Genomic DNA, 7040 nt, shown 5'->3' with positions numbered 1-7040 from the left:
ACCTCCTGTGGTGTTTTTCGTGAAAAGTGTGAAACACACTTTTTACACTTTTCACACCATTATCTCATCTTTTGGAGACGCAAGGAAGTTGACTGGTTATTCACCATTTACGAACATCAGTGCATGATCGAGCCTTATGAAAAGGAGTAAATGAGTAAAAATATCGGTACACTTCGAAATGGAGGGAAGTGTACCGATTATTTTTATGCCTATGTAGATAACAGGTCACGTTTTAGAGGCTTGCTCTAAGAAGCGGGAGGATATTTTTAGAATACTTCAATCGTATACGCTGTCTCAAACATCTCATCCATTTTCAGATGATTGATAAACGGTTTCTCAGACAGGTCTCCTGTGAAGCCACAGTCGTCGCAGCGGCCCATCCATGGCTCCAGGCAGACAAACGGAGCGTCCTGGGAAGCAGACCAGATTCCGAAATTTGGGAAGCCTACGCAGCGCAGCTCCAGGTATGGAGTGCCGTCTGGAAGCTGAATGCCAGCCTTTGTGATCTGCTCATCAAATACCAGGGCATCGTGGTCAAACATGTGGTCATCAATCTGGCAGGTACCATTTTCCAGCTTTAGTGTGGCCTTTTCGTCAGCTTTGGCTGTGCCGCTCTCTGGGTCAAGAAGAAGGTATGTCAGGCTGTCCTGGCCGTCGAAAGTGAGACGATAATCACTTCTCTTAGTATCTGGCAGAATCGGCACATTAAACGCCGGATGTCCGCCGATGGCGAAATACATATCCCCATCACTGTTATTTGCTACCTTCCAGCTGACGGTAAGGGTGCGTCCCTTCAGAATATGACGGATGCGGAGCACGAAATCAAAAGGATAAACCTTTTTGGTCTCTTCTGTGGAACGAATCTGGTGGGTTACAGAATCCGGTGTGGAATCAATACAGGTAAAATCTGTATCACGGGCAAATCCATGCTGCTTGGAAGCATATTCCTGATCCCCGATCCGGTAATGGTTTCCATAATGCTTGCCTACATTGGGAAAAAGCACTGGTGCGTGACGTCCCCAGAATTTGGGATCTCCCTGCCAGATCACCTCACGGTCTTTCTCTTTGTCATAAATGCTGACCAGCTCAGCACCGTGATCGTCAATGGTCACTTTCAGAAAGTCATTTTCCAAAACTCTTTTCATGATGTAAAACCTCCATGTGTGATGTTACGTGTGAAGCTGCAAACTCTGTCTGCGGCTACATTTCTTTCATTATACCATCTCATTTCCGGATTGTGTATCTTAACTTATAAAAATATAGCTGGAGCGTGTATGCACAGTTTAAGACAGTGGTCGGCGCTCGCATTGTAAATTTCACCATCAAAAAATTGCATTATTTGTCCAAAACATAAATAATTCATATAAAAACGACATAAAAACATAATTAAATATGCAAAATATACAATATCACATTGACTTTGCCATACACCTTTGGTAAACTATACAATTATAGGGTGAACGACCATAGAAATTTTTGACACCCACATCCATTCGAAATAGAGGAGGAATACCACAATGGCAAAGAAAAGAAATATTATTGTAGGACAGTCCGGCGGCCCCACATCTGTAATCAATTCCAGTCTTGCAGGTGTATACAAGAACGCAGTAGAGCGTGGCTTTGACAAGGTATATGGAATGCTTCACGGAATCCAGGGCCTGCTTGATGAGCAGTATATCGACCTTTCTACCCAGATCCATTCCGAGCTTGACATTGAGCTTCTGAAAAGGACCCCGTCCGCATTCCTGGGTTCCTGCCGCTATAAACTTCCGGAGATCCATGAGGACAGAGCGATTTATGAGAAAATTTTTGAGATCCTGAATAAGCTGGAGATTTACGCATTTATCTACATCGGTGGAAATGACTCCATGGACACCATCAAGAAGCTTTCCGATTACGCCATCATCACTGGCCAGACCCAGAAGTTCCTTGGCGTACCCAAGACCATTGACAATGACCTGGCACTTACCGACCACACCCCAGGTTTCGGAAGTGCAGCCAAATATATCGCCGCTTCCACCAAGGAAGTGATCCGCGACGCAGAAGGCCTCACTTATAAGAAGAACATGATCACCATCATGGAAATCATGGGACGAAATGCAGGCTGGCTTACTGGTGCTACCGCACTTTCCAAGTCAGAGGACTGCGAGGGACCAGACCTTATTTATCTTCCGGAGGTTCCTTTTGACATTGACAAGTTCCTTGCCAAAGTAAAAGACCTTCTGAAAAAGAAATCCTCCGTTGTCATCGCCGTGTCCGAGGGAATCAAACTGGCTGACGGACGCTATGTATGCGAGCTTGGAAGTGTAGGAGATTACGTGGATGCATTCGGCCACAAGCAGCTTCAGGGAACTGCCACCTATCTGGCAAACTTCCTGGCAGCAGAGTGCGGCTGCAAAACCCGCGCTGTAGAGCTTTCCACCCTTCAGAGAAGTGCTTCCCACATGGCATCCCGTGTGGACATTGACGAGGCTATGATGGTTGGCGGTGCTGCAGTGAAGGCTGCAGACGAGGGTGACACCGGTAAGATGGTAGTCATTGACCGTGTTTCCGACGATCCTTACATGGCAGCTACCGGAATCTATGACGTACACCGCATTGCAAATGAAGAGAAGCTGGTTCCAAGAAACTGGATGAACAAAGAAGCCAACAATGTGACAAAAGACTTTATTGACTATATCAAACCGCTGATCCAGGGTGATTATCAGCCGATCATGGTGAACGGTGTTCCACGTCATCTGGTGCTGAATACTGGAAGAAAAAAGAAAAATTGAGAAAATGATAAAAAATTGACTGTTTTTTACCAGAATAACCTTGACGAATGACGAATAAGCCTATAAAATAACTATGTGCGTATAAAACATAGTTTATGTTCAATGAACAAATTTTTAGGAGGAAAATGTAAAATGGCAAAATGGGTTTACATGTTTACAGAAGGTAACGCTGATATGAGAAACCTTCTGGGTGGTAAAGGTGCCAACCTTGCTGAGATGACAAACCTTGGACTTCCTGTTCCGCAGGGATTTACAATCACTACTGAAGCTTGTACTCAGTACTACGAGGACGGAAGACAGATCAACGACGAGATCATGGGTCAGATCATGGAAGCAATCACCAAGATGGAAGGAGTTACCGGAAAGAAATTCGGTGATATCGAGAATCCTCTGCTTGTTTCCGTTCGTTCAGGCGCAAGAGCTTCTATGCCAGGTATGATGGATACTATCCTGAACCTTGGTTTAAATGAAGACGTTGTAGCTGTATTATCTGAGAAATCTGGCAATCCACGTTGGGCTTGGGACTGCTACAGAAGATTTATCCAGATGTACTCTGACGTAGTTATGGAAGTTGGTAAGAAATATTTCGAAGAGCTTATCGACAAGATGAAAGCTGAAAGAGGCGTTAAACTTGACGTTGAGCTTACAGCTGACGACCTTAAAGAACTTGCTATGCAGTTCAAGGCTGAATATAAAGAAAAAATCGGTTCCGATTTCCCAGCTGATCCAAAAGAGCAGTTAGTTGGTGCAATCAAAGCCGTATTCCGTTCCTGGGACAACCCACGTGCGAACGTATATCGTCGTGACAACGATATCCCATATTCCTGGGGTACAGCTGTTAACGTACAGATGATGGCATTCGGTAACATGGGTGATGACTGTGGTACTGGTGTTGCATTTACAAGAGACCCAGCTACAGGAAACAAAGGTCTGTTCGGTGAGTTCCTTACCAATGCACAGGGCGAGGACGTTGTTGCTGGTGTTCGTACACCTATGCACATCGCTGAGATGGAGCAGAAGTTCCCAGAAGCATTCAAGAAATTTACAGAAGTTTGCCATACTCTGGAGACACACTACAGAGATATGCAGGATATGGAGTTCACTGTTGAGCATGGCCAGTTATACATGCTGCAGACACGTAACGGTAAGAGAACCGCTCAGGCTGCCCTGAAGATCGCTTGTGACCTTGTTGATGAGGGAATGAGAACAGAGGAAGAAGCAGTAGCTATGATCGATCCTCGTAACCTTGATACTCTTCTTCATCCGCAGTTCGACGCTAAGGCTCTGAAAGCTGCTACACCAATGGGCAAAGGCCTTGGAGCTTCTCCAGGAGCTGCTTGCGGTAAGATTGTATTCACAGCTGATGACGCTGTAGAGTGGGCTGAGAGAGGCGAGAAAGTTATCCTTGTTCGTCTTGAGACATCCCCAGAGGATATCACAGGTATGAAATCTGCTGAAGGTATCCTGACAGTTCGTGGTGGTATGACATCTCATGCAGCAGTAGTTGCCCGTGGTATGGGTGAGTGCTGTGTATCCGGATGCGGTGATATCGCTATGGACGAAGCAAACAAGAAATTTACACTTGCTGGCAAAGAGTTCCACGAGGGAGATTTCATTTCCATCGATGGTACAACAGGTAACATCTACGACGGAATCATCCCGACAGTAGACGCTACAATCGCTGGTGAGTTCGGACGTATCATGGCATGGGCTGACAAGTTCAGAACTATGAAGGTTCGTACAAACGCTGATACTCCTGCTGACGCTAAGAAAGCAGTTGAGCTTGGTGCTGAAGGTATCGGTCTTTGCCGTACAGAGCATATGTTCTTCGGTGAGGGACGTATCGATGCATTCCGTGAGATGATCTGCTCCACAACAGCTGAGGAGAGAGAAGAAGCACTTGCTAAAGTTCTTCCATATCAGCAGGAAGACTTCGAAGGCCTGTTCGAGGCTCTCGAGGGTAACCCTGTAACAATCCGTTTCCTGGACCCGCCGCTTCATGAGTTTGTTCCTACAGAAGAGGAAGACATCAAGAAGCTTGCTGATGCTCAGGGCAAGACTGTAGAAGAAATCAAGACTATCATCGCTTCTCTTCATGAGTTCAACCCAATGATGGGACATCGTGGATGCCGTCTGGCAGTTACTTATCCGGAGATCGCTAAGATGCAGACAACAGCAGTTATCCGTGCAGCTATCAATGTAAAGAAAGCTCACGCTGACTGGAACATCTGCCCAGAGATCATGATCCCGTTAGTAGGCGACATCAAAGAGCTTAAATATGTTAAGAAATTTGTTGTTGAGACAGCTGACGCTGAGATCGCAGCAGCTGGCGTAGATCTGAAATATGAAGTAGGTACCATGATCGAGATCCCACGTGCAGCTCTTACAGCTGACGAGATCGCAAAAGAGGCTGACTTCTTCTGCTTCGGTACCAACGACTTAACTCAGATGACATACGGCTTCTCCCGTGATGACGCTGGTAAGTTCCTTAACGCTTACTATGATGCTAAGATCTTCGAGAACGATCCATTTGCAAAACTGGATCAGGTTGGTGTTGGTAAGCTTATGGATATGGCTATCAAACTTGGTAAGCCAGTTAACCCGAACCTTCACATCGGAATCTGTGGAGAGCACGGTGGAGATCCATCTTCTGTAGAGTTCTGCAACAAGATCGGTCTTGACTATGTATCCTGCTCACCATTCCGTGTACCAGTAGCTCGTCTGGCAGCAGCTCAGGCAGCTATCGCTCAGAAGAATAAATAATTCATTCTGAATATATATTTAAGTCATACTTCAGTATGATATGTGTCCAAGCGTAAAAATAACCTTGGAGAATTGTAGAAATACGATTCTTCAAGGTCTTTTTGTTTCTAGAATATGCTCCGGAAAGGAAATTTTATACTAATGAAAACCAAAATTCAGGATATGACCTCCGGTTCGCCGGGGAGATTGATCATTCTTTTTGCAATTCCCTTGATGCTGGGGAATATCTGTCAGCAGCTTTATACAATGGTGGATACTATGGTCGTTGGCCAGATTGCAGGTGTGGAGGCTCTTGCCGCGCTAGGTGCGGTTGACTTTCTGATGTGGGTTGTTACAGGAATATCCACTGGTCTCACTCAGGGATTTTCCATTCAGCTCTCCCAGTATTATGGGGCAAAGGATTTCGAAAATCTGCGTAAATCTCTGGCACACAGTTATCGGCTGACCGCATTCATCGCAGTGGGAGTATTCATTCTCAGCCAGTCCTTTGCTGCAATGGTATTAGCAGGGCTGCATACACCTTCCAATATTATCGGAATGTCATTATTATATCTGCGTATTATTTTCTGTGGAATCCCGGCTACTGCAGCCTATAATATGTTTGCCTCTGCTTTAAGGGCTATGGGAAACAGTAAAACACCATTAACTGCAATGATCATCGCATCTGTACTGAATATTTCACTGGATATCCTTTTTGTGGCAGACTTCGGATGGGGTGTGGCAGGAGCAGCAATCGCAACTGTGATCGCACAGAGCTTCTCCGCTGTGTACTGTTTCCTGATTTTACGCAGAATTGATATTGTTCATCTGTCCAGAGCAGATTTTATGCCTGCCTCAGGCATGAACGCCCGTCTGATGAAACTTGGTATTCCTGTTGTATTTCAGAATATCATTATCGGTGTTGGCGGTCTGGTAGTCCAGTATGTGATCAATGGCTACGGCTTCCTTTTTGTGGCAGGATTTACAGCTACAAACAAGCTTTATGGTCTGTTAGAAATGGCAGCGATTTCCTATGGATATGCCATTGTTACTTATGTGGGCCAGAATCTGGGAGCCGGAAAGATCAACAGGATAAGGAAAGGTGTCCGAAGCAGTATGCTGCTTTCCCTGCTTACCTCACTGATCATTTCTGCTGCCATGTTTTTATTTGGAAAAAATATACTCTCACTTTTCATCTCAGGTGAACCGCAGCAGACACAGGAGGTACTTGCAATTGCTTTTAAATATCTTTCTATTATGGCTGCCATGCTTTGGGTTTTGTACTTCCTGTATGTGTACAGATCTGCACTGCAGGGACTGGGAGATACGTTAATGCCTATGGTAAGCGGTATGGCCGAATTTGTCATGCGTATCAGTGCTGCACTGATTCTTCCCCATTTTATCGGGCAGGACGGTATTTTCTTTGCAGAGATTGCAGCATGGAGCGGAGCCACTGCGATCTTATGCATCAGCTATTATGTACGGATGCATAAATATTATTAAGTAAAAATAGAGGATATGAAA

The 7040-nt window shown here is 45.2% G+C and carries 4 protein-coding genes; 3 read left to right on the top strand and 1 reads right to left on the bottom strand.

Annotated features, from left to right (window positions below; translation table 11 throughout):
• Nucleotides 1-266: 266 nt before the first annotated feature.
• Nucleotides 267-1145, bottom strand: a complete 879-nt coding sequence (locus tag ACTQ50_RS12410; protein ID WP_441484480.1) for an aldose 1-epimerase family protein — start codon at nt 1143-1145, stop codon at nt 267-269.
• 372 nt (nt 1146-1517) lie between these two features.
• Here ACTQ50_RS12410 and ACTQ50_RS12405 point away from each other — a divergent pair, with 372 nt between their 5' ends.
• The 3 genes from ACTQ50_RS12405 (at nt 1518) to ACTQ50_RS12395 (ending at nt 7019) form a co-directional block, all read left to right on the top strand.
• The gene (locus ACTQ50_RS12405; RefSeq protein ID WP_441484479.1) at nt 1518-2774 is read left to right on the top strand and encodes a 6-phosphofructokinase; all 1257 of its coding nucleotides are present in this window, start codon (nt 1518-1520) and stop codon (nt 2772-2774) included.
• A 132-nt stretch (nt 2775-2906) separates the two neighbouring features.
• Nucleotides 2907-5537: a pyruvate, phosphate dikinase gene (gene ppdK / locus ACTQ50_RS12400; protein WP_441484478.1), complete on the top strand. Its 2631-nt coding sequence runs from the start codon at nt 2907-2909 to the stop codon at nt 5535-5537.
• A gap of 141 nt (nt 5538-5678) precedes the next feature.
• Entirely contained in the window at nt 5679-7019 is a 1341-nt protein-coding gene (locus ACTQ50_RS12395; RefSeq protein WP_441484477.1) for an MATE family efflux transporter, read from the top strand.
• Nucleotides 7020-7040: the final 21 nt, after the last annotated feature.

The sequence above is a fragment of the Blautia sp. Sow4_E7 genome (genome assembly GCF_052116245.1).
Taxonomy (GTDB): domain Bacteria; phylum Bacillota; class Clostridia; order Lachnospirales; family Lachnospiraceae; genus Blautia_A.
Note: the sequence above shows the minus strand (reverse complement) of the source record. Positions and strands in the feature narration are given on the sequence as shown.

Bases quoted from the DNA above. Each gene is read 5' to 3' on its own strand.
- ACTQ50_RS12410 (WP_441484480.1), bottom strand. From the start codon at position 1,145: ATGAAAAGAGTTTTGGAAAATGACTTTCTGAAAGTGACCATTGACGAT.
- ppdK (WP_441484478.1), top strand. From the start codon at position 2,907: ATGGCAAAATGGGTTTACATGTTTACAGAAGGTAACGCTGATATGAGA.
- ACTQ50_RS12395 (WP_441484477.1), top strand. From the start codon at position 5,679: ATGAAAACCAAAATTCAGGATATGACCTCCGGTTCGCCGGGGAGATTG.
- ACTQ50_RS12405 (WP_441484479.1), top strand. From the start codon at position 1,518: ATGGCAAAGAAAAGAAATATTATTGTAGGACAGTCCGGCGGCCCCACA.